This is a genomic window from Xanthomonas sp. NCPPB 3569, assembly GCF_041475645.2.
Classification (GTDB): domain Bacteria; phylum Pseudomonadota; class Gammaproteobacteria; order Xanthomonadales; family Xanthomonadaceae; genus Xanthomonas; species Xanthomonas phaseoli.
On the sequence record NZ_CM192969.1, the window covers coordinates 3,402,377 to 3,421,197 of the forward strand.

Below are 18,821 nucleotides of genomic sequence, written 5' to 3' on the forward strand. Positions count from 1 at the left end.
GGACAGCCCTCAGGTGAACCTTGGACAGCGCTCAGGAGCGGCGCTATCGGGGTGAGACATCACGGCCGCGCCTGCCTGGAGGTGAACCGCGCCGGTTCCTGTCGGCGGCTTCTAGTGGATACCCAATCCGTCAATCGCGCTGATCGCTGCCGGATCGAACCCTGCCAGCTGGGCGAAATGCCGGCCGCGGGCTACGTAGTCGCTGTAGGCGCCGAAGCTGGGCGCCCCCGGCGAGAGCAGCACCACGCCGCCCTGCTCGCCCAGCGCAGCGCGCGCCAGTCCCATGGCGTGTTCGAGATCGTTGGCCGCATGCAAGCCGAAGCGCCCCGCCTCGGCCAGCGGCGCCAGCAATGCATGGATGCGTGGGCCGTTGGCGCCCATGGTCACGATTTCCAGCGGCGCCCGCTGCGCCATCTGCTGGGCGAAATCGTGCCAATCCAGCCCGCGATCATGGCCACCAACCAGTAGCGCCACGCGTCGCTGCGCAAAGCACGCCAGTGCCGCCAGCGAGGCATGAGGGGTGGTGCTGATCGAATCGTTGACGTAGCCGATGCCATCCACGCTTCCCAGCCACTGCAAGCGGTTCGGCAATGGACGAAAGCTCGCTGCCGCCGGCGCAAGTGCCGCCGCATCCAGGCCCAAGGCCTCTACCGCCGCCAGCACCGCGCACAGGTTGCGGCGGTTGTGCTCGCCCGGCAGCGGCACATCGGCGGTATCGAAAATGGCCTGCTCGCCGCGGTACACCACGTCGCCACGCAGATGCCAGCCGGCGGAATGATTGAACCAACGCACCTGGCTATCGGGTAACTGCAACCCGGCAAGCAGCGGGTCGGCAGCGTTGAGCAAGACAATCCGCGGCCGGCCTTCGGTTACCAGCGACAGCTTGTCGCGCACATAGCGCGCTTCGTCGCCATGCCAGTCCAGATGCTCGGGAAACAGATTCAACACCAGCGCCAGCTCGGGGCGCGCGCCGCTGCGCCCGACATCGCCGGTCTGGTAGCTGGACAACTCGATCGCCCAATACGCCGGTGGCGGCTGCGGTGCCAGCACTTCCAGCAAGGGCTGGCCGATATTGCCGACCAATGCGGTGCGATGCCCGGCCGCGCGCAGCAGGTGCGCCAGCAGCGCGGTGGTGGTGCTCTTGCCCTTGGTGCCGGTCACGCAAATGACGCCAGGCACGCTGCCGTCCGCCTGCGCGTGTTCGGCAAACCACAACGCGGTGCCGCCGATGAAGCACGTACCCTGCGCGGTAGCTGCCAGTGCCTCGGCGCGATACGGGCTGATGCCGGGCGACTTCACCACGATCTCGAATCGCCCAAGCGCCTGCGCGCTGGCATCGGTTTCCACCTGCAAGGCCGCATCTGCCAGCGCCTCGATCTCGCGCGCCTCTTCGGCGTTGCAGAACACCGTCAGCGCTTGCGTCGGCAGCTGCGCGCGCAGCGCACGATACGCTGCGCGTCCTTCGCGCCCCCAGCCCCACAACGCAACGGTCTTGCCTTCAAGCTGCGAAATTCGCACGCACGCGCTCCCACAGCGTCGACGGAACCCGGTGCTCGCCATCGATGGCCATGAGTGGCTCGACCTGCAGATCACTTGGGTCGAGTTGCGGCTGGATGTCACGGATGAAGCGCTTCACCAACGCGTCCTCCTTCCACTCGGCGCGGCTGGCCAGCACCGCCATCGCCGCGCGCGATTCGCGGCCTTCGCCCACGCATTCGAACGGCTTGTGGTCCTGGAATTCCAGCAGCGCGTCGTAGCCGCCGACCTGGGTCGCATCGTCGAGCAGATTGCGTCCGAAGATGTTGACCAACCGCGTCTTGGGCATGAACGGCGCCAGCGCCAGGAACACGAAATGGCATTTCGGGCACACGCCGCACCAGCGATGCACCGGGCGCTCGCCCATGATGTGGAAGTTGCGGTTGCAGCTGGAAAAGTGCGCGTCGTAGTGATCGGTCTTGGCGAATTGCCGCGCCACCGCCAACTCGGACAGCGGCCGCAGCAACGAGTAATAGCGCAGATCGGCCGCCACATGCCGCTGCACGTAATCGCCGAATGCCTGCTCGAACGCCCAGCCCTTGGACCACTGGTGATTGACCTCGCCGGTGCCGGGAATCTGGCTGCCATAGCTGGCCGAACGTTCGTTGGAGAACACCACCTGGTCCACCCCGTTGAGCAGCGCCGCCAGCACCAGGATGGCCGAGTTCACCGCGGTCACCGGGATATGCCCGTTCCACGCGCCCTGGCGATTGAGTTCGAATAATTCCGGTGCCAGCACGCGGCCGATGTTGAGGACCGGCAAACCGGTGCGTTCTGCACAGGCACGGATCAGTTGCGAACCGCCGATCCAGCTGACGGTCTGCGCCACGCCGGCCTGGCGCAGCGCCTCGATGCTGACCAGCGAATCCTTGCCGCCACCGATCGCCACCAGCGCATGCTCGCGCAACCCCACTGCCGGCGCGGCGGCAGAGGCCTGCGCCGCCACCGCCACCGGGAAGTGGATCTTGCCGTGCAGATGCAAGCCATTTCGGTAGGCAAATTCGCCCAGGCCGTGCAGATACACGCTTTCCACCAGCGCGGCCGTCTCGGCATCGATGGCGTAGCTGTCGATGGCGATGTTCGGCGGCACAGCAGCCTTGAAATAACTGACCCCTGCAATGAGATGCAGCAGCCGCAACGCCTGTTGCACGGCAGTCGCCTGCGCGCCTTCCAGCACAAAAGGGGCGCCCGGCACTGCCACGGTCTCGACCAGCTCCGGGCCTTGATCGAAGGCATACACCAGCGTGGCCACGCCGGTCTGCGCGTCGAGTGCGCAACGCACGAAACGGAAGGTGGACATCTGATGTTTGTCGAAAGCACTCATGGACTACCTGCAGAAACACGTACACGACGCAGATAACGTCGGCACAGGACATATTCAATCATGGAAAACGGCACCGCCGCCCATAGCAGCGGCAGGCAACCGATCACGAACAGCAGCAGCATCACGTCCGAGCGAATCACCGTTGCGTCGCCGGTGATGGCCAACGCGACCAGCAGATACAGCAGCAGCGCCGGCAGATAGCCAAGCGCACCCAGCACCACGGTGCGCAATGCCATGCCGCCGGCGTGCTGCGCTCGTGCCCGCTGGGCACGCCGACGCTGCCAGAGCGCTGCGCTCCACGCGCCGATGCCGGCAGCGACCAACGCGGGGATTGCCCACTTCAAGCTATCGGTCCACGGGGCCGGTTGCCCGGCGATGTCGATGGCGGTGGAAAACACCATCGCCACGCCACCGGCCAACGTGCTGAGTGCGACGAACTCAGCCAGTGGGCGCATCGATCACCTCTTCGCGCGGCAATTCGCGCTGATTGTAGGTGCTGGCCATCGAGTAGCCGTAGGCACCGGCATCGGCGACCAGCACCACATCGCCCGGCGCGGTGGTCGCAGGCAGCCGGCGACGCTTGCCGAACACGTCCGACGATTCGCAGATCGGCCCGACGATATCGAACGTACCATCGGCCGGCGCGTCGAGTTGGCTGAGGTTTTCGATGTCGTGCCAGGCGTCGTACAACGCCGGGCGAATCAAAGTGTTCATGCCCGCATCCAGGCCCACGCGGTGCACGCCGTCCTTCTCGATCACCTGGGTGACGCTAGCCAGCAATACGCCGGCTTCTGCCACCAGATAGCGGCCCGGCTCGATCGCCAGGCGGTAGCCCGGATGCACGGCCTTGACCTCGGCCAGGCCCTTGGCCCACACCTCCAGATCGAACGGCTCGTCTTCGGCGCTGTACGGAATCGGCAGGCCGCCACCGATATCGATGGTTTCCACCGTGCCGATACGGCGCGCGAAGCCGGCCAACTCGTCGTACATCATCCGCCAGTGCTCGCCGGTCTCCACGCCACTGCCCAGATGCGCATGCACGCCGGTGATGGTGAGTTCGAGCGTGCGCGCCACCTCGACAAATTCATCCACGCGCGTGGACGACAGGCCGAACTTGGACGCTTTGCCGCCGGTGTTGACCTTCTCGTGGTGCCCGTCGCCGTGCCCCAGATCGATGCGCAGCCAGATATTGCGGCCACGGAACACCTCGGGCCAGTTGCGCAGCGCTTCGACGTTGTCCACGGTCACCGTCACGCCCAGCGCGAAGGCCGCTTCGTATTCGGCCTTGAGCGCAAAGCTCGGCGTGAACAGCACGCGCCGCGGCGACAGTTCCGGCAGCGCCTGGAATACGCGGCGCAATTCGCCGTGCGAGACGCATTCCAGCCCGAAGCCGGCCTGTTCCAGCGCCATCAAGATGGCCGGATGCGCATTGGCCTTGATCGCGTAATAGCGCTGATCCACCGCGGCAATCTGCGCCAGCGCATGCGCACGCGCGCGCACCGTGGGCAGGTGGTACGCGTAACGCGGCGTGCCGGCCTTGGACAGCGACAGCAGATGCGCGCGCTCGGCATGCCACCACGGCGTGGGACGCGGACGTACCGAGCCGATGATCTGCCGCCAGCGCGGGCCGAATACCTCGCCCTCGCTGACCGGCATCGCGCCGCTGTCGATCAGTTCCGCGTGCAGGATCGGCAGCAAACCGTCGGCATCGGCTTCATCGATGACGAAAGTCAGGTTCAAGTCGTTGGACGACTGCGAAATCATGTGCACGCGTTCCTGCCCGAACGTGGCCCACACATCGGAGAGCTTGTGCAGCAGCGAACGCATGCCGCGCCCGACCAGCGTGATGGCCGCGCACGGCACGATGATCTTGACCTTGCAGATCTGCGACAGATCCGCCGACAACGCCGCCAGCACATCGGTGTTGACCAGGTTTTCCGAAGGATCCAGCGACACGGTGACGTTGGTCTCGGCCGAACCGATCAGATCCACCGACAGGCCATGCTTCTTGAACAGCGTGAACACATCGGCCAGGAAGCCGACCTGCTGCCACATGCCGATACCTTCCATCGACACCAGCACGATGCCGTTGCGGCGGCTGATCGCCTTGACGCCCAACACCGGCTCGGCATTGCCATCGATGCTGGTGCCCGGCAGATCCGGGCGTTCGGTGTCCAGGATCGCCATCGGCACGCCGGAATCGCGGCACGGCTTGATCGAACGCGGATGCAGCACCTTGGCGCCGGTGGTGGCGATCTCCTGCGCTTCGTAGTAATCCAGCCGGGTCAGCAGGCGTGCGTCGGGCACTTCCTTCGGGTTGGCGCTGAACATGCCGGGCACGTCGGTCCAGATTTCCACCCGGCTGGCGCCGAGCAGCGCACCGAAGTACGCCGCCGAGGTATCCGAACCGCCACGTCCCAGAATCGCTGTGCCGCCATCGGCATGCCGCGAAATGAAACCTTGCGTGATCAGCAAGCGTGTCGGCTGCGCGGCGAAACGCGTGCGCCACTCCGCATCGGACTGCCACTGGCACGACACCGACAGGCGCTTGGACCATTCGCTCTGATTGGGCTGCGGCGGCAGCGCCGACAGCCACTGGCGCGCATCCAGCCAGCCCATGTCCAGGCCGCTGGCATGCAGATACGCCGCACCGATGGTGGAGGACAGCAACTCGCCCTGCCCCAACACCTCGGCCTGCCACTCCAGCGTGCGCGTTGCAGCGCGCGCGTCGCCCAGCAAAGCATGCAGCGCGGCCAGTCGTTCGCCCAGCACCGCATCGGCGTCCAGTTCGAGCTCGGCCAGGAAGTCGCGATGGCGTTGGTCCAGTGCCGCCACGCGCTGTGCGCTATCGGCGGCGCCGTCGGCAATGGCGGTGAGCTCGTTGGTCACGCCCGACAATGCGGACACCACCACCAGCACGCGACCGCCGGTCTCGTTCGCCCGTTTGCTCGCCAGTTTTCCAATCGTGTCCCAGCGATGACGACGCGACACCGAAGTGCCGCCGAACTTGAGGACGATCCAACGATCGGTAGAGTGGGGAGCTGACATTGAGATAGGCGTTTAGGATGGGGGGAAGATGCCCAGGATGCCGAGCGGAACCTCCGATTCTACTGCCAATGCCGCTCGCATGACCCCGAGTGCGATCACAGCGTTCCGTCGCACGTCCACTGCCGTATCGGTTTGCACTGCAACCATCGCCGCGCTCCCTTCGATCGAGATTTCCCCAGCATGAGCAAGCACCGCTATCTGCAACTGGATGTTTTCGCCGCCCGGGCCGGCAGCGGCAACCCGCTGGGCGTGGTCTTCAATGCAGAGACGTTGTCGTCTGCGCAGATGCAGCAGATCGCCGCGTGGCTGGATCTGTCCGAGACCATCTTCTTCCTGCCGGTCAGCGTGCCCGATGCCGACTACCACATCCGCATCTTCACCCCGCGTGCCGAGCTGCCATTTGCCGGCCACCCCAGCGTCGGCGCAGCGTGGGCGGCGGTGACCCACGGCGTGACCGCGTACAAGCCCGACGGCCGGCTGCGCCAGCAATGTGCGGCCGGCGTGCTGCCGGTCGAGGTATTCGACCGGCACGGCGCCTTGCTGGTACGACTGCGCGCACCGCGCGCACGCACCATCGACACGGGCGACACGTACGCCCAGGCGCTTCGTGCCGCCTGCACTGGCCTGCGCGCGAGTGCGCAGCCTGCCGCGCTCTGGAACAACGGCCCGAACTGGTGGCTGCAGGAATTGGCCGACGCGCAGGCGGTACGGCAGGCAGCCCCGGACCTTGCCGCCATCGCGCGCCTGACCCAGGCCAGCGCCGCCGTTGGCCTGGCCATCTACGCGCCCGTGCACGATGGCGATGCCGACCTGGTCGTCCGCGCGTTCTGCCCGGGCGATGGCATTGCGGAAGACCCGGTCACCGGCAGCGCCAATGCCTGTATTGCCGCACGCTTGCACGGCGAAGGCCGCCTGCCCGGGGCGGGATCGCGCTACCTCGCCAGCCAGGGCCGCGAGGTTGGCCGCGACGGCCGTGTCCATGTGGAGGTGGACGCGCAAGGCGAAGTCTGGATTGGCGGAGCGACGCAGCAGGTGATCGACGGCCGCATCGATTGGTAAGCTGCCGCGCCCTCACCGCGGATCGACGCTCATGACCACTCGCCGTTTCCTGCAATTGGATGTGTTCTCCGCACGCCCCGGCAGCGGCAATCCGCTGGCGGTGGTGCTGGATGCGCAGGGCCTGGACGATGCGGCGATGCAGGCCATCGCACGCTGGACCAAGCTGCCGGAAACCACCTTCGTCTTTCCCGCCGAAGGCGCACACAGCAGCTACCGGCTGCGCATGTTTTCGCCGCAAAAAGAGGTGCCGTTTGCCGGCCATCCCAGCGTGGGCACTGCACATGCCGTGCTCGAAGCCGGCCTGGCCGCACCACAGGACGGCGTCCTGGTGCAGGACGGCATCGCGGGTCGGTTGCCGCTGCGCGTCGAGCAGCGCGGCAGCCACCGCAGCATCGCGATCCGCACGCCACGCGCGCGCGTGGCCGAGCAGGTGAATGCCGACGATCCGCGCCTGCGCGATGCCTTGCAGGGCTGGCCGCTGGGCACGCTACCGCCTGCGCTGATGGACGGCGGCCGCACCTGGTGGGTGGTCGAACTCGCCAGCGAAGCGGCGTTGCGCGGCCTGCAGCCGGACTGGGACGCGATTGCCGGATTGGCAGAATCCACCGGCAGCATGGGCGTGTTTGCGTATGCACGCGCCAACGCGCCAGGCACCTACGATCTGGCGGTACGTGCCTTCGTCGGCAATGGCCGGCGTTTCGAGGATGCGGCGTCCGGCGCGGCCAATGCGGTCCTCGCCGCATGGCTGGACAGCCGTGACGCATTGCCCGGCACCGACCGTCGTTATGTCGTCAGCCAGGGCCGCGAAATCGGCTTCGATGCCCTGTTGGAACTGAACATCGACGCCGATGGTGACGTGTGGTCGGGTGGCCAGGTGCAGACGGTGATTCGCGGCACGTTGGACTGGGCTTAGAGCGGCAGCAACGCTGCTGCGCACGGATCCAACGCAGCGGGATGGCCTGCAGGTGCTGCCAATTTCTGATCAAGGCCGGTGCACCGGGCATCAACGCTTGCGTGAAACAGCAAGGCGCCCGGCATCGATCAGCGCCGAAGCATTGTTGAGGCGCTATTGCAGGCCGCAATCACCGCGCAAAACGCAAGAACGCTGCGGTTGCCCGCAGCGTTCTTTTTCAGCCAGATGCCGGAACCAGCGGCACCGCATGCATCTGGCACCGATCAGTCAGGGCGAACGTCCACGCGCACCCGGATACGGTCGCCCGGGTTGTAGTCGCTACGCGTGTGGTAAGTGCGGCCGGCGTATTCGTAGGTGACGTCATATCCATCCACACGGTCGCGCTCGCGACGGTAGGACACCGGCTCGCACACCCTCACATTGCCCTGATACGTGCGGTGATTGGCCTCGTAGATCGAGCGTCCCGCCGCGACGCCCGCCATGGTGCCCACGGCGGTGCCGACCAGACGACCATTGCCGCCGCCGACCTGGCTGCCGAGAACGGCGCCCGCAATGCCGCCGATGACGCTGGCAACGCCGCGATTGGACACACCGGCCTGAGCATAGCCACCGTCGCGGTAGTACCCGTCATTGCTGGTGTAGTAACCGTCGGCGGGACGATCGTAGCAACGTTCGCTGGTGCGTTCGTTGTACGAGTCGGCAACGATGATCGGATCCACGCGCACGACGCGCGCGTATTCGTAGCGGCCATCCTCGTAGCCGCTGTCATAGCGCTGTGCCGTGGCATTGCCCGCCACGACCAGACCCATCACCAGAGCACCAAGCACGAGAGTTTTCATTGCGGCAGCTTCATAGGGAGGACACGCTGCCGATGCTCGGCCTGCGCCAGTGAAACCGCACTGAACCAACCCGGCCACGAAAAGCCCTATTCAGGTTGCCGCCAGCTGCGCGCGCCGGGCGTCTACGCCGACGCGTCGCAGCGGTATCGGCACTAGTTGGAAAACTCGCTTTCCAGGCTGATCGGCACGGCGCTCAGCGCCTTGGACACCGGGCAATTTTTCTTGGCGCTGTCGGCCAGCTCGCGGAACTTGGCCTCGTCGATGCCCGGCACCACGGCCTTGAGCTTGAGGCGAATCTGCGACAACTGCGGGCCGCCTTCCATCGATAGATCCACATCGGCGCGCGTATCCAGCGAGGCCGGCGGAAAACCGGCTTCGGTCAACTGCGCAGACAACGCCATGGTGAAACAGCCGGCATGCGCAGCGGCGATGAGCTCTTCCGGATTGGTGCCCTTCTCGTCGCCGAAGCGGCTGCTGAAGGCATAACGGGTGTTGTCCATCAGGCCGCTCTGTGGCGTGCTGAGCTGGCCCTTGCCGGTCTTGAGGTCGCCTTCCCAGTGGGCGGTGGCGTGACGTGAAATACCCATTGCAATCTCCTGCGCTGAAAGGAGCGCTCACGATAGGTGAGTGGGTGTTAGCTGGTGGTGCTGGGATTCGGGATTCGGGATTCGCAAGAGCAGACCGCCGGGCACGTTAGGCAGCAAGCGACTGTTTGTCTGCACGCATGACGTTGCGCATCGAACGTCACCGCGCAACGGGCCACGATGTACGTTCGGGGAGAAGCGGCTGTCTCTTCGCAATCACCGATGCATGGATCAAAGGCCACCGCGCGTTGGTTGCGAGGTGGCATTGCCGCTCGTGGAGCGGCTAACAAGAGGCATGCGCAGCCGTGCTCAGCCGAGCAGGGTTTCCAGCACGGCCATGCGCACGGCGACGCCGTTGGCGACCTGCCGTAGCACGCAGGATTGCGCGCCGTCGGCCACTTCATCGGTGATTTCCACGCCGCGGTTGATCGGGCCCGGGTGCAGCACCGCGGCGTCGCGGCCGGCACGCGCCAGGCGCTCGCGGGTCAGACCGTATTCGGCGTGGTACTGCTCCAGCGAGGGCACCAGGCCTTCTTCCATGCGCTCGCGCTGCAGGCGCAGCATCATCAGCGCATCGGCACCTTCGAGCATCGCATCGAAATCCTGGCCGACCACGCAGCCCTCCAGTATGCCGTCATCGGGCAGCAGGCTGGCCGGGCCGCAGACGCGGATCTCGCCGGCGCCCAGCGTGCGCAAGGCATGCAGGTCCGAGCGCGCCACGCGCGAGTGCTTGACGTCGCCGACGATGACGACCTTGAGCTTGGAAAAATCGGTGCCCTTGGCCTGGCGCAGGGTGAGCATGTCGAGCAGACCCTGGGTGGGATGCGCGCTACGCCCGTCGCCGGCATTGATCAACGCGGTGCCCTCGCCCGCGGCTGCGGCCAGCGCTTCCACCGCGCCGTCGTCGGGGTGACGCACCACGAAGCCGCGCACGCCCATCGCTTCGAGATTCTTCAAGGTGTCGCGTGCGGTTTCGCCCTTGCGGGTGGAGGAGGTGGATGCATCGAAATTGAGCACGTCCGCGCCCAGCCGCTGCGCCGCCAGATGGAAGGAGCTGCGCGTGCGCGTGGAGGGTTCGAAGAACAGCGTGCACACCGCCGTGCCCGCCAGCACGCTGCGCTTGCCCACACGCCCGACCGCCGCATCGCGGATCTGGCCGGCGCGGTCGAGCAATTGCAGCAGGGTGGTGCGCGGCAGTCCTTCCAGGGTGAGCAGGTGGCGCGGGCGTCCGTCCGAATCGAGTTGCATGGTGGTCATCGCAGGTCGGGAGTCAAGGAAGAAAGGTGGCTTGGTCGGGCGCGGCCAACCAGCGTTCGACGATCACCGCGGCGGCCATCGCATCGAGCGCTTCGGCATCGCGGCGGCGCTTGCGCCCATCGGCACGCTCGCGCGCGAAACGCTGCGCAGCCTCAACCGAACTGGAGCGCTCGTCGATCAGCACAACCGGTCGCGCGTAGCGCTCGCGCAGCTGGCGGGCGAACGCGTGTGCGCGTTTGCGGGCGGGTTGGTCCTTGTCGTCCAGCGTGAGCGGGTCGCCGACCACCAGACCATCCGGTTGCCATTGCTTGTAGACGCGGTCCAGCGCAACCCAGTCCGGGCCGTTGGCATGCACATTGATGACGGCCACCGCGCGCGCGCCGGCACCGAGCGCGGTTCCGACTGCCACGCCGATCCGGCGCGACCCCACGTCGAAGCCCAGCACCGTGCCATCGGGGCGAATCGCGCCCGCCTCAGGCATGCCCGGAATAATCCGTGAGCCGGAACAGGTCCACGCCGATGCGCCCGGCAGCGGTCTGCCAGCGATCTTCCAGCGCGGTCGCAAACAGCACATTGGCATCCGACGGCGCGGTGAGCCAGCTGTTCTCGCCCAGCTCGAATTCCAGCTGGCCGGCGCCCCAACCCGCGCAGCCCAAGGCGACCAGCGCATTACGCGGGCCGTTGCCGGCCGCCATCGCTTCGAGGATGTCGCGCGAGGTGGTCAGGAACACGCCCTGCCCCACTTCCAGGCTGGAATCCCATTCGCGCGCATCGTCATGGATCACGAAACCGCGCTCGGGATGCACCGGCCCGCCGCTGAGCACGACCTGCTCGCGCAGCGGCTCGTCGTCGGTGTCGATGCCCATCTGCGACAACACTTCGCCCAGGGTGTATTCGGAGGGCCGGTTGACCAGCACGCCCATGGCGCCGTTCTCGTCGTGCTGACAGATCAGCGCGACGCTGCGCGAAAAGGTGGGGTCGGACAGCGCCGGAAGCGCAATCAGCAGTTGGTTGGCCAGAGGCGTAGGCAAAACGGACATGGCCGCATTCTAGCCGTTCGCTTCGCCGCGCGCAGAGCCGCTGCCATACTTGGCGCCTGACGCCGCCAAGGACCGACGATGCCGACCATACCCGCCGCCGCACTTGCCGATACGCCACTGCCCCGCCAGACCCGCGCCTGCATCGTACTTGTCGCGCTGCTGCAGGGCTGCCTGCTGTATCTGGCCGCATGGGGTGAACAACAGGGCGTGCGGCCGTTCAACGATCTGGGGGTTCGGATCTGCTGGTACACCATGGTGTTGACCGTACCCAGCCTGGTGCTGCTGAGTCTGCAGCATCTGAGCGATTGGCGCCTGTGGCAGCACGTGGCCGTCAGCACCCTGGTGCTGGCCGCCCTGGCCAGCTGGGCGGCGTGGAGCGCCACAGGCGCGCCAGCCCTGCAGACTGGCGAGGTGCTGTGGTCGTTCACTTTTACCGTCACGGTCGGGTGGTTCGTCGCCCTGCCCTGGCTGCAGCACCGGCAACGGCACGGCCATTGGCGGGCCGGCTACCACGATCTGTTTGAATTCGCCTGGCAGAACGCGCTGACCCTGGCACTGGCGCTGCTGTTCGTCTGGGTGTGCTGGATGGTGCTGTGGTTGTGGGCCAGCCTGTTTGCACTGGTCAAGATCATGGTTTTCCGGGAACTGTTCCGCGAACAGGCCTTCATCTATCTGGCGACCGGCATCATCGCCGGGCTGGGCATCCTGATCGGGCGCACCCAGCACCGCGCGGTGCAGGTGATGCGGCAGATCCTGTTCTCGCTGTGCACCGGCCTGCTGCCGTTGCTAGCAGGCATCGCGCTGCTGTTCCTGCTGGTGTTGCCGTTCACTGGGTTGCAGGCGCTGTGGCAGACCCGTTCGGCGGCGTCGATCCTGCTGAGCCTGGTGTTCGGGCTGGTGCTGTTCACCAATGCGGTGTACCGCGATGGCAGTGTGCAGCCGCCGTATCCGCGCTGGCTGCGTCGGGTGGTTGAGGCCGGCCTGGTCATCCTGCCGCTGCATGCGGGGCTGGCGGCCTATGCGGTGGCGTTGCGTATTGCGCAGCACGGCTGGACCAGCGAGCGTCTCTGCGCCGCGTTGCTGGCCGTGTTGGCGCTGGGGTACGCCCTGGCCTACGCGTTTGCGGTGCTGCGGCCACGCGCCCACCGTTGGCTGCCGCATCTGGCCAGCGGCAACAAGACGCTGTCGTGGGTGGTGATCGGCCTGGCGATCCTGGTCAACACCCCGTTGCTGGACCCGTACCGCATCACTGTGCGCAGCCAGATGCAGCGGCTGGCCAACGCCACGCCCGACGCCGTGAACAAGAACCTGGAGTTTCTGCGCTTCGAGAACGGTCGCCGCGGCTATCTAGCGGTGCAGTCGCTACGCCAGGACCCCACCTTTGCCGGCGACGCGGTGCGCAAACAGAAGCTGGAGCGGCTGCTGGCACGCACCACACGCTGGAGCGACGATGAGGACCCCGAGCATCCGCAGACCAAAGAACTGACCGACCTGGCCCAGGTCCGTACGCATGTGACCGTGGCGGCGGGCAAGGCAGAGCCGCCTGCGGATTGGTGGAACTATCTGATGACCTCGACACCGCGCCTGCAGGATCGCGGGGAGTGCACGCAGAACGACAGCAACTGCGTGGTCAGCAGCGACGACCTCGACGGCGATAGCAAACCCGACGTGCTGTTGTGCAATGTCAAAGGCGAGTATGCGATCGACTGCGTGCTGCATGCACGCAACCAGCAGGGCTGGTACCAGGCAGGCACGACCCGGCTCTATTCCGGCAGCGTCAATGCCCAGAATGCATTGCGCGAGGCCCTGCGCAACGGCCAGATCCAGACACGGCCACCCCGCTGGCCGGACCTGGTGCTTCCGGGCGACCGCCGCATCAGCATCAAACCGACAGAAGAAGGCATCAGGTAGATCCGTTGCCATGAGCGGCTATTGCACCATCGCCCCAGGCCATCCGGTCCATGGCCACTACCACGATCACGAGTACGGCTTTCCGCAGCGCGACGAACGCGAGTTGTTCGAGCGGCTGGTGCTGGAGATCAACCAGGCCGGACTGAGCTGGGAAACCATCCTGCGCAAGCGCGTCAATTTCCAGAAGGCCTACGACGGCTTCGACGTGGACACTGTTGCGGCATATGCCGACCAGGACATCAGCAGGTTGATGGGCGATGCCGGCATCATCCGCAACCGTCTCAAGGTGCTGGCGGCCATCCACAACGCGCAGGTCATCCAGGCGCTACGCACCACGCACGGCGGCTTCGCGCAGTGGCTGGACGCCCACCACCCGCTCGACAAACCGGCCTGGGTCAAGCTGTTCAAGAAGACCTTCCGTTTCACCGGCGGCGAAATCACCGGCGAGTTCCTGATGAGCCTGGGCTACCTGCCCGGCGCACATCACGCCCGGTGCCCGGTGTTTGCGCAGATCCGGGCACTGGCGCCGCCCTGGTTGCAGGCGCAGAAGCCGGCGAAAACGCGCACGGTCCAGCGCGGCTAGACACCTCTTGCACGGCGCACGCGAAATGCTCGGGCGCATGGCTATTCGCATCGGCATTTCCGGTTGGCGTTATGCACGCTGGCGCGGCACGTTTTATCCGGTTGGCCTGGCCCAGCGGCGTGAGCTCGAATACGCCGCGGGTTGCTTTCCCAGCGTGGAAATCAATGGCTCCTTTTATTCGCTGCAGCGCCCGGACAGCTTCCAGCGCTGGCATGACGAAACGCCCGAGGACTTCGTGTTTTCGGTCAAGGGCCCGCGCTTCATCACCCATATGAAGCGCCTGCGCGATTGCGAGCAGGCGCTGGCCAACTTCTTCGCTTCCGGAATATTGCGGCTGGGCGCCAAACTGGGCCCGATCCTGTGGCAGCTACCGCCGACACTCCGGTTCGATGCCGCGCTGCTGGACGCATTTCTAGGCAGCCTGCCGCGCGATAGCAAGGCCGCGTTGGCGCGGGCGCGCCAGCGCGATACCGCGCTGATGCAGGGGCGCAGCGCCCTGGCGATCGATCGCCAGCGGCCGATCCGTCACGCATTGGAAGTGCGTCACGACAGCTTCTGCGATCCAGCCTGCATGCGCCTGCTGCGGCGTCACAATGTCGCGGTGGTGGTCGCCGACACCGCAGGGAAATTCCCGTACCTGGAGGACGTCAGCGCCGATTTCGTCTATGTGCGCCTGCATGGCGATGCGCAGTTGTACGCCAGCGGCTACAGCGACACCGCACTGGATCGCTGGGCAGCACGCATCGCCGCGTGGGCCGACGGAGCCGAACCGCACGATGCAGCCCGTGTCGGTGCACGCGCCCGCAAACGCGCAATGCGCGATGTGTACTGTTATTTCGACAACGACATGAAGGTGCATGCGCCGTTCGATGCGCGCGGATTGATGCAACGGCTGCAGTTGCCTACCGATTGCCCGGCACGCGAAAACATCGAGAACCGCTGACAAACGACGGCACGTGGCGCCAGGCGGGCCTGGCCGGCGCGCGGAAAGCGGCATGCATCGCTGGCACGCTGCGCCTGCGGGGGAGCCAGCCGCGCCCGCTGACCGCTGCCTGCGACGTCGTGTTCGCCGCTCCCGGACGTGCCATGCCAGCGATCTTCGGCCCGCGTCACACGCCCATATACCGGTGCGGGCGGTGATTGAACATCAGCACCAGACTTAGCATCAGGGCACCGATGGCCGAATACAGCACCTTGTCCGGGGTCAGCACGAAGAAGGCGACCAGCATCAGCATCGCATCGAAGCTCATTTGCACCTTGCCCGCGCTCCAGCCACGCTCGCGCTGCAGGTACACCGCCAGGATGCCGATGCCGCCAAGGCTGCCGCGGTGGCGAATGAAGAACAAGATCCCCAGGCCAGACAGCGCACCGCCGACGATCGCCGAAAAGGCCGTGCTCATGTGCGCATAGTCGGCCCAGCGCGGCAGCAGGTTGGTCAGCACGCCGCACGCGCCGACTGCCGCGAAGGTCTTCAGGGTGAATTCCCACCCCATCCGGCGCACGCTGAGCCAGTAGAACGGCAAATTGACCAGTACGAACACCAGGCCGAAATTCCAGTGCAGCGCGTAGTGCAACAGGAAGGCCACGCCGGCCATGCCGCCGATCATCAGCCCCCCCTTGGCGAAGATGGCCAGACCGAGCGATGCCACCAGGGTCGCCAGCACCATGCCTTGCGCATCCTCAGCCACCGAATGATGGAAGGCGTGATCGTCGGCGGCAGTCCCGGCCGAATCCGGCGGAGGCGTGAGCGGACCGGCGGTGACCACGGCACCATCGTCGGGCAAGGGTTCTTGCTCCGGTCGCAGATCGGAATCGGGAAGGCTCACGGGCTTGGGCACTGCAGTGGGGTGCGATATTAGACACTATCGACCCATCCGGTTACATCTGAAACCGGGCCGACGCCTCGCCGGCGCGCTGCGTGACCGGGGCACCTGGGCAGGCGGTCGTCCGCCGGTGGCGCGGCAAAGGTAGGGCCGGGCTCCTCGATCGTCGGCAGATGCGCGCACGACGCGAGCCGGACCGTCATTTTCCTCGGTGCGCCCAGGCGCTCCCTCCGCTCGGCGGACAGGGCCGCGTGGTCGGTGCGATCCTGGCGCAACGCTGGCCGCCACACCGGGCATGAATTGGCAGCCACGCGCGGACGCGCTGGCGCCGCCGTGGGGCCAGCAGGTCAGCGCCGTGTATATCTGGTCATATCCCCGCGCTTGTGACCCGTCGGCACAGGCACCCCGTGCACGCGGACGCCGAGACGCGCAGCCCTCAGCGCACTTCGGAAATTTCCACCCCGTCCAGGCCCTGCGACAAGGTCTTGGCATCGCCGCCCTGCGAGAGCTTGATGCGCAGACGCACTTCGTTCTGCGAGTCGGCGTAGCGCAACGCGTCTTCGTAGCTGATTTCGCCGGCCTGGTAGAGCTCGAACAGGCTCTGGTCGAAGGTGCGCATGCCCAGGTTGGTGGACTCCTTCATGATCTCCTTGAGCTTGTGGATCTCGCCGTCGCGGATGTAGTCCTGCACCAGCGGCGTGCCCAGCATGATTTCCATCGCCACGCGGCGGCCGCGGCCGTCCGGGGTCGGAATCAGCTGCTGCGCGACCACGCCCTTGAGGTTGAGCGACAGGTCCATCAACAGCTGGTTGCGCCGATCCTCGGGGAAGAAGTTGATGATGCGGTCCATCGCCTGGTTGGCGTTGTTGGCGTGCAGCGTGCACAGCACCAGGTGGCCGGTTTCGGCGAAGGCGATCGCATGGTCCATGCCTTCGCGGGTGCGCACCTCGCCGATCATGATCACGTCCGGCGCCTGGCGCAGGGTGTTCTTCAGCGCGTTTTCCCAGCTGTCGGTATCGATGCCGACCTCGCGCTGGGTAATGATGCAGCCCTCGTGCTTGTGCACGAATTCGATCGGGTCTTCGATGGTGATGATGTGCCCGGTCGAGTTCTGGTTGCGGTAGCCGATCATCGCCGCCAGCGAGGTCGACTTACCGGTCCCGGTGGCGCCGACGAAGATGATGATGCCGCGCTTGGTCATCGACAGCGTCTTGATCACCGGCGGCAAGCTCAGCTCGTCCACGGTGGGGATGCGCGTTTCGATCCGGCGCAGCACCATGCCCACCTGGTTACGCTGGTAGAAACAGCTCACACGAAAACGCCCGACCCCGGACACGCCGATGGCGAAATTGCACTCGTGGGTCTTTTCGAATTCCTCGCGCTGCGACGGCGTCATCACGTTCAACACCAGGTCGCGGCTCTGCTGCGCGGTCAACGGCGTCTGCGTGATCGGGCTGATCTTGCCGTGCACCTTGATCGCCGGCGGCATCCCCGAGGTGATGAACAGATCCGACGCCTTCTGATGCGCCATCAGCTTGAGGAAGGAGGTGAAGTCGATGGTGCTCATGGCGTGCTCCCTCGGAGCCGGGAATGGGGAATCGAGAAACGGGAATTGGAGAAGCCGGGCAACGGACTCGGTGACGGGAACGCGCTTTTGCGATTCCCCATTCCCGATTCCCTATTCCCGAATCACTCGAATATCCGCTTGTCCTTGGCGTACTCGCGGGCCTGGTTGCGCGTGATCAGGCTGCGCTTGACCAGGTCCTGCAGATGCTGATCCAGCGTCTGCATGCCGTATTGCTGGCCGGTCTGGATCGAGGAATACATCTGCGCCACCTTGTCCTCGCGGATCAGGTTGCGGATGGCCGGGGTGCCGACCATGATTTCCCACGCCGCCGTACGGCCGCCGCCGACCTTCTTCAACAGCGCCTGCGAAATCACCGCGCGCAGCGATTCGGACAGCATCGAGCGCACCATCGGCTTTTCGCCGGCCGGGAACACGTCGATGATGCGGTCGATGGTCTTGGCCGCCGAGCTGGTGTGCAGGGTGCCGAACACCAGGTGGCCGGTTTCCGCCGCGGTGAGCGCCAGGCGGATGGTTTCCAGGTCGCGCAATTCGCCGACCAGGATGATGTCCGGGTCTTCGCGCAGTGCCGAGCGCAGCGCCTCGTTGAAACCGTGGGTGTCGCGGTGCACCTCGCGCTGGTTGATCAAGCACTTCTGCGAGGTGTGGACGAATTCGATCGGGTCCTCGACGGTGAGGATATGCCCGTACTCATTCTTGTTGATGTAGTCGATCATGCCGGCCAGCGTGGTCGACTTGCCCGAACCGGTCGGGCCGGTCACCAGGATCAGGCCCTGCGGCTGGTCGATCAGCTGACGGAAGATCGGCGGGCAGCCCAGGTCTTCCAGCGTCAACACTTCGGAGGGAATGGTACGGAACACCGCACCGGCACCGCGGTTCTGGTTGAACGCGTTGACGCGAAAACGCGCCAGCGACGGAATCTCGAACGAAAAGTCGACCTCGAGGAATTCCTCGTAATCGCGCCGCTGCTTGTCCGACATGATGTCGTACACCAGCGCATGCACCTGCTTATGGTCCAGCGCCGGAATATTGATGCGACGGACATCGCCATCGACACGGATCATCGGCGGCAGCCCTGCAGACAGGTGCAGGTCCGATGCCTTGTTCTTGACAGAAAACGCCAATAGTTCAGCGATATCCATGCGCTGCTTTTCCCCTAGGCTGCGATTGGAAGGTACTCCCCGGCCGGCAGTATAGCGTTCTGGCTGCCGGCGGGAAGCAGCCCCGTCGCCGGTTCAGGTCGGCCGCGACGCGCCTGGCTGAAGCCTTTGCCTTTCGCCCGGCTGCGGAACTGCCCAAGGCCGAACGGCTGGTGCGCG

At 65.9% G+C, this 18,821-nt stretch carries 17 protein-coding genes; 5 read left to right on the forward strand and 12 right to left on the reverse strand.

The annotated features are described in order from the left end of the window. Nucleotides 1-111: 111 nt before the first annotated feature. Genes murD through ACCQ03_RS14820 form a run of 4 tightly spaced genes read right to left on the reverse strand, consistent with a single transcriptional unit; the run spans nucleotide 112 to nucleotide 5,908 of the window. Entirely contained in the window at nucleotides 112-1,518 is a 1,407-nt protein-coding gene (gene murD, locus ACCQ03_RS14805) for a UDP-N-acetylmuramoyl-L-alanine--D-glutamate ligase (protein ID WP_057677926.1), read from the reverse strand. After that, nucleotides 1,499-2,860, reverse strand: coding sequence for a UDP-N-acetyl-alpha-D-muramoyl-L-alanyl-L-glutamate epimerase (murL, locus tag ACCQ03_RS14810; RefSeq protein WP_209225940.1), 1,362 nt, complete (start codon nucleotides 2,858-2,860; stop codon nucleotides 1,499-1,501). The genes murD and murL overlap by 20 nt, the downstream gene beginning before the upstream one ends. Then, nucleotides 2,857-3,315 (reverse strand): hypothetical protein, encoded by a 459-nt coding sequence (locus ACCQ03_RS14815; protein ID WP_017157219.1) that lies wholly within the window; start codon nucleotides 3,313-3,315, stop codon nucleotides 2,857-2,859. The genes murL and ACCQ03_RS14815 overlap by 4 nt, the downstream gene beginning before the upstream one ends. Beyond that, nucleotides 3,299-5,908: a bifunctional aspartate kinase/diaminopimelate decarboxylase gene (locus ACCQ03_RS14820; protein ID WP_057686969.1), complete on the reverse strand. Its 2,610-nt coding sequence runs from the start codon at nucleotides 5,906-5,908 to the stop codon at nucleotides 3,299-3,301. The genes ACCQ03_RS14815 and ACCQ03_RS14820 overlap by 17 nt, the downstream gene beginning before the upstream one ends. A gap of 180 nt (nucleotides 5,909-6,088) precedes the next feature. Here ACCQ03_RS14820 and ACCQ03_RS14825 point away from each other — a divergent pair, with 180 nt between their 5' ends. Then, nucleotides 6,089-6,967 (forward strand): PhzF family phenazine biosynthesis protein, encoded by an 879-nt coding sequence (locus tag ACCQ03_RS14825; RefSeq protein WP_057679635.1) that lies wholly within the window; start codon nucleotides 6,089-6,091, stop codon nucleotides 6,965-6,967. 31 nt (nucleotides 6,968-6,998) lie between these two features. Further along, nucleotides 6,999-7,880, forward strand: a complete 882-nt coding sequence (locus tag ACCQ03_RS14830; RefSeq protein ID WP_057679634.1) for a PhzF family phenazine biosynthesis protein — start codon at nucleotides 6,999-7,001, stop codon at nucleotides 7,878-7,880. A 263-nt stretch (nucleotides 7,881-8,143) separates the two neighbouring features. On the opposite strand, the gene ACCQ03_RS14835 is transcribed toward ACCQ03_RS14830, so the two are convergent. From ACCQ03_RS14835 to ACCQ03_RS14855, 5 genes are all read right to left on the reverse strand, one after another. Then, nucleotides 8,144-8,719, reverse strand: coding sequence for a glycine zipper 2TM domain-containing protein (locus ACCQ03_RS14835; RefSeq protein WP_017157223.1), 576 nt, complete (start codon nucleotides 8,717-8,719; stop codon nucleotides 8,144-8,146). A 152-nt stretch (nucleotides 8,720-8,871) separates the two neighbouring features. Continuing rightward, a complete protein-coding gene (locus ACCQ03_RS14840) occupies nucleotides 8,872-9,306 on the reverse strand; it encodes an OsmC family protein (protein ID WP_057679633.1) in 435 nt (144 codons plus the stop codon). Between the two features lie 306 nt (nucleotides 9,307-9,612). Continuing rightward, on the reverse strand, nucleotides 9,613-10,560 hold the full coding sequence (locus ACCQ03_RS14845; protein ID WP_057679632.1) for an aspartate carbamoyltransferase catalytic subunit: 948 nt from the start codon (nucleotides 10,558-10,560) through the stop codon (nucleotides 9,613-9,615). A gap of 13 nt (nucleotides 10,561-10,573) precedes the next feature. Then, complete coding sequence (gene ruvX, locus ACCQ03_RS14850) at nucleotides 10,574-11,041, reverse strand: Holliday junction resolvase RuvX (RefSeq protein WP_057679631.1); 468 nt, start codon at nucleotides 11,039-11,041, stop codon at nucleotides 10,574-10,576. Further along, on the reverse strand, nucleotides 11,034-11,600 hold the full coding sequence (locus ACCQ03_RS14855; RefSeq protein ID WP_003489930.1) for a YqgE/AlgH family protein: 567 nt from the start codon (nucleotides 11,598-11,600) through the stop codon (nucleotides 11,034-11,036). Before ACCQ03_RS14855 ends, ruvX begins: the two co-directional genes overlap by 8 nt. Nucleotides 11,601-11,678: 78 nt before the next feature. Between ACCQ03_RS14855 and ACCQ03_RS14860 the strand changes: the two genes are divergently transcribed. The 3 genes from ACCQ03_RS14860 to ACCQ03_RS14870 are packed head-to-tail and all read left to right on the forward strand — an operon-like array spanning nucleotide 11,679 to nucleotide 15,037. Continuing rightward, complete coding sequence (locus tag ACCQ03_RS14860) at nucleotides 11,679-13,511, forward strand: DUF4153 domain-containing protein (protein WP_057679630.1); 1,833 nt, start codon at nucleotides 11,679-11,681, stop codon at nucleotides 13,509-13,511. 10 nt (nucleotides 13,512-13,521) lie between these two features. Continuing rightward, on the forward strand, nucleotides 13,522-14,094 hold the full coding sequence (locus ACCQ03_RS14865; RefSeq protein ID WP_057679629.1) for a DNA-3-methyladenine glycosylase I: 573 nt from the start codon (nucleotides 13,522-13,524) through the stop codon (nucleotides 14,092-14,094). A gap of 7 nt (nucleotides 14,095-14,101) precedes the next feature. Further along, nucleotides 14,102-15,037 carry a DUF72 domain-containing protein gene (locus ACCQ03_RS14870; RefSeq protein ID WP_170922402.1) on the forward strand — a complete coding sequence of 312 codons (936 nt, stop codon included), beginning with the start codon at nucleotides 14,102-14,104 and terminating at the stop codon, nucleotides 15,035-15,037. Between the two features lie 166 nt (nucleotides 15,038-15,203). Here the strand turns inward: ACCQ03_RS14870 and ACCQ03_RS14875 are convergent, their stop codons facing one another. The 3 genes from ACCQ03_RS14875 to ACCQ03_RS14885 all read right to left on the reverse strand — a co-directional run bounded on the left by ACCQ03_RS14875 (nucleotide 15,204) and on the right by ACCQ03_RS14885 (nucleotide 18,644). Continuing rightward, a complete protein-coding gene (locus ACCQ03_RS14875; protein WP_016851096.1) occupies nucleotides 15,204-15,878 on the reverse strand; it encodes a YitT family protein in 675 nt (224 codons plus the stop codon). A 475-nt stretch (nucleotides 15,879-16,353) separates the two neighbouring features. Next, nucleotides 16,354-17,484, reverse strand: a complete 1,131-nt coding sequence (locus tag ACCQ03_RS14880; RefSeq protein ID WP_008571827.1) for a PilT/PilU family type 4a pilus ATPase — start codon at nucleotides 17,482-17,484, stop codon at nucleotides 16,354-16,356. A 122-nt stretch (nucleotides 17,485-17,606) separates the two neighbouring features. Continuing rightward, complete coding sequence (locus ACCQ03_RS14885) at nucleotides 17,607-18,644, reverse strand: type IV pilus twitching motility protein PilT (RefSeq protein ID WP_003489919.1); 1,038 nt, start codon at nucleotides 18,642-18,644, stop codon at nucleotides 17,607-17,609. Nucleotides 18,645-18,821 lie beyond the last annotated feature (177 nt).

What these genes read in the sequence shown, in the direction of transcription:
- murL (WP_209225940.1), bottom strand. Translation starts at nt 2,860, where the DNA reads ATGAGTGCTTTCGACAAACATCAGATGTCCACCTTCCGTTTCGTGCGT.
- ACCQ03_RS14815 (WP_017157219.1), bottom strand. Translation starts at nt 3,315, where the DNA reads ATGCGCCCACTGGCTGAGTTCGTCGCACTCAGCACGTTGGCCGGTGGC.
- ACCQ03_RS14820 (WP_057686969.1), bottom strand. Translation starts at nt 5,908, where the DNA reads ATGTCAGCTCCCCACTCTACCGATCGTTGGATCGTCCTCAAGTTCGGC.
- ACCQ03_RS14825 (WP_057679635.1), top strand. Translation starts at nt 6,089, where the DNA reads ATGAGCAAGCACCGCTATCTGCAACTGGATGTTTTCGCCGCCCGGGCC.
- ACCQ03_RS14830 (WP_057679634.1), top strand. Translation starts at nt 6,999, where the DNA reads ATGACCACTCGCCGTTTCCTGCAATTGGATGTGTTCTCCGCACGCCCC.
- ACCQ03_RS14835 (WP_017157223.1), bottom strand. Translation starts at nt 8,719, where the DNA reads ATGAAAACTCTCGTGCTTGGTGCTCTGGTGATGGGTCTGGTCGTGGCG.
- ACCQ03_RS14840 (WP_057679633.1), bottom strand. Translation starts at nt 9,306, where the DNA reads ATGGGTATTTCACGTCACGCCACCGCCCACTGGGAAGGCGACCTCAAG.
- ACCQ03_RS14845 (WP_057679632.1), bottom strand. Translation starts at nt 10,560, where the DNA reads ATGACCACCATGCAACTCGATTCGGACGGACGCCCGCGCCACCTGCTC.
- ruvX (WP_057679631.1), bottom strand. Translation starts at nt 11,041, where the DNA reads ATGCCTGAGGCGGGCGCGATTCGCCCCGATGGCACGGTGCTGGGCTTC.
- ACCQ03_RS14855 (WP_003489930.1), bottom strand. Translation starts at nt 11,600, where the DNA reads ATGTCCGTTTTGCCTACGCCTCTGGCCAACCAACTGCTGATTGCGCTT.
- ACCQ03_RS14860 (WP_057679630.1), top strand. Translation starts at nt 11,679, where the DNA reads ATGCCGACCATACCCGCCGCCGCACTTGCCGATACGCCACTGCCCCGC.
- ACCQ03_RS14865 (WP_057679629.1), top strand. Translation starts at nt 13,522, where the DNA reads ATGAGCGGCTATTGCACCATCGCCCCAGGCCATCCGGTCCATGGCCAC.
- ACCQ03_RS14880 (WP_008571827.1), bottom strand. Translation starts at nt 17,484, where the DNA reads ATGAGCACCATCGACTTCACCTCCTTCCTCAAGCTGATGGCGCATCAG.
- ACCQ03_RS14885 (WP_003489919.1), bottom strand. Translation starts at nt 18,644, where the DNA reads ATGGATATCGCTGAACTATTGGCGTTTTCTGTCAAGAACAAGGCATCG.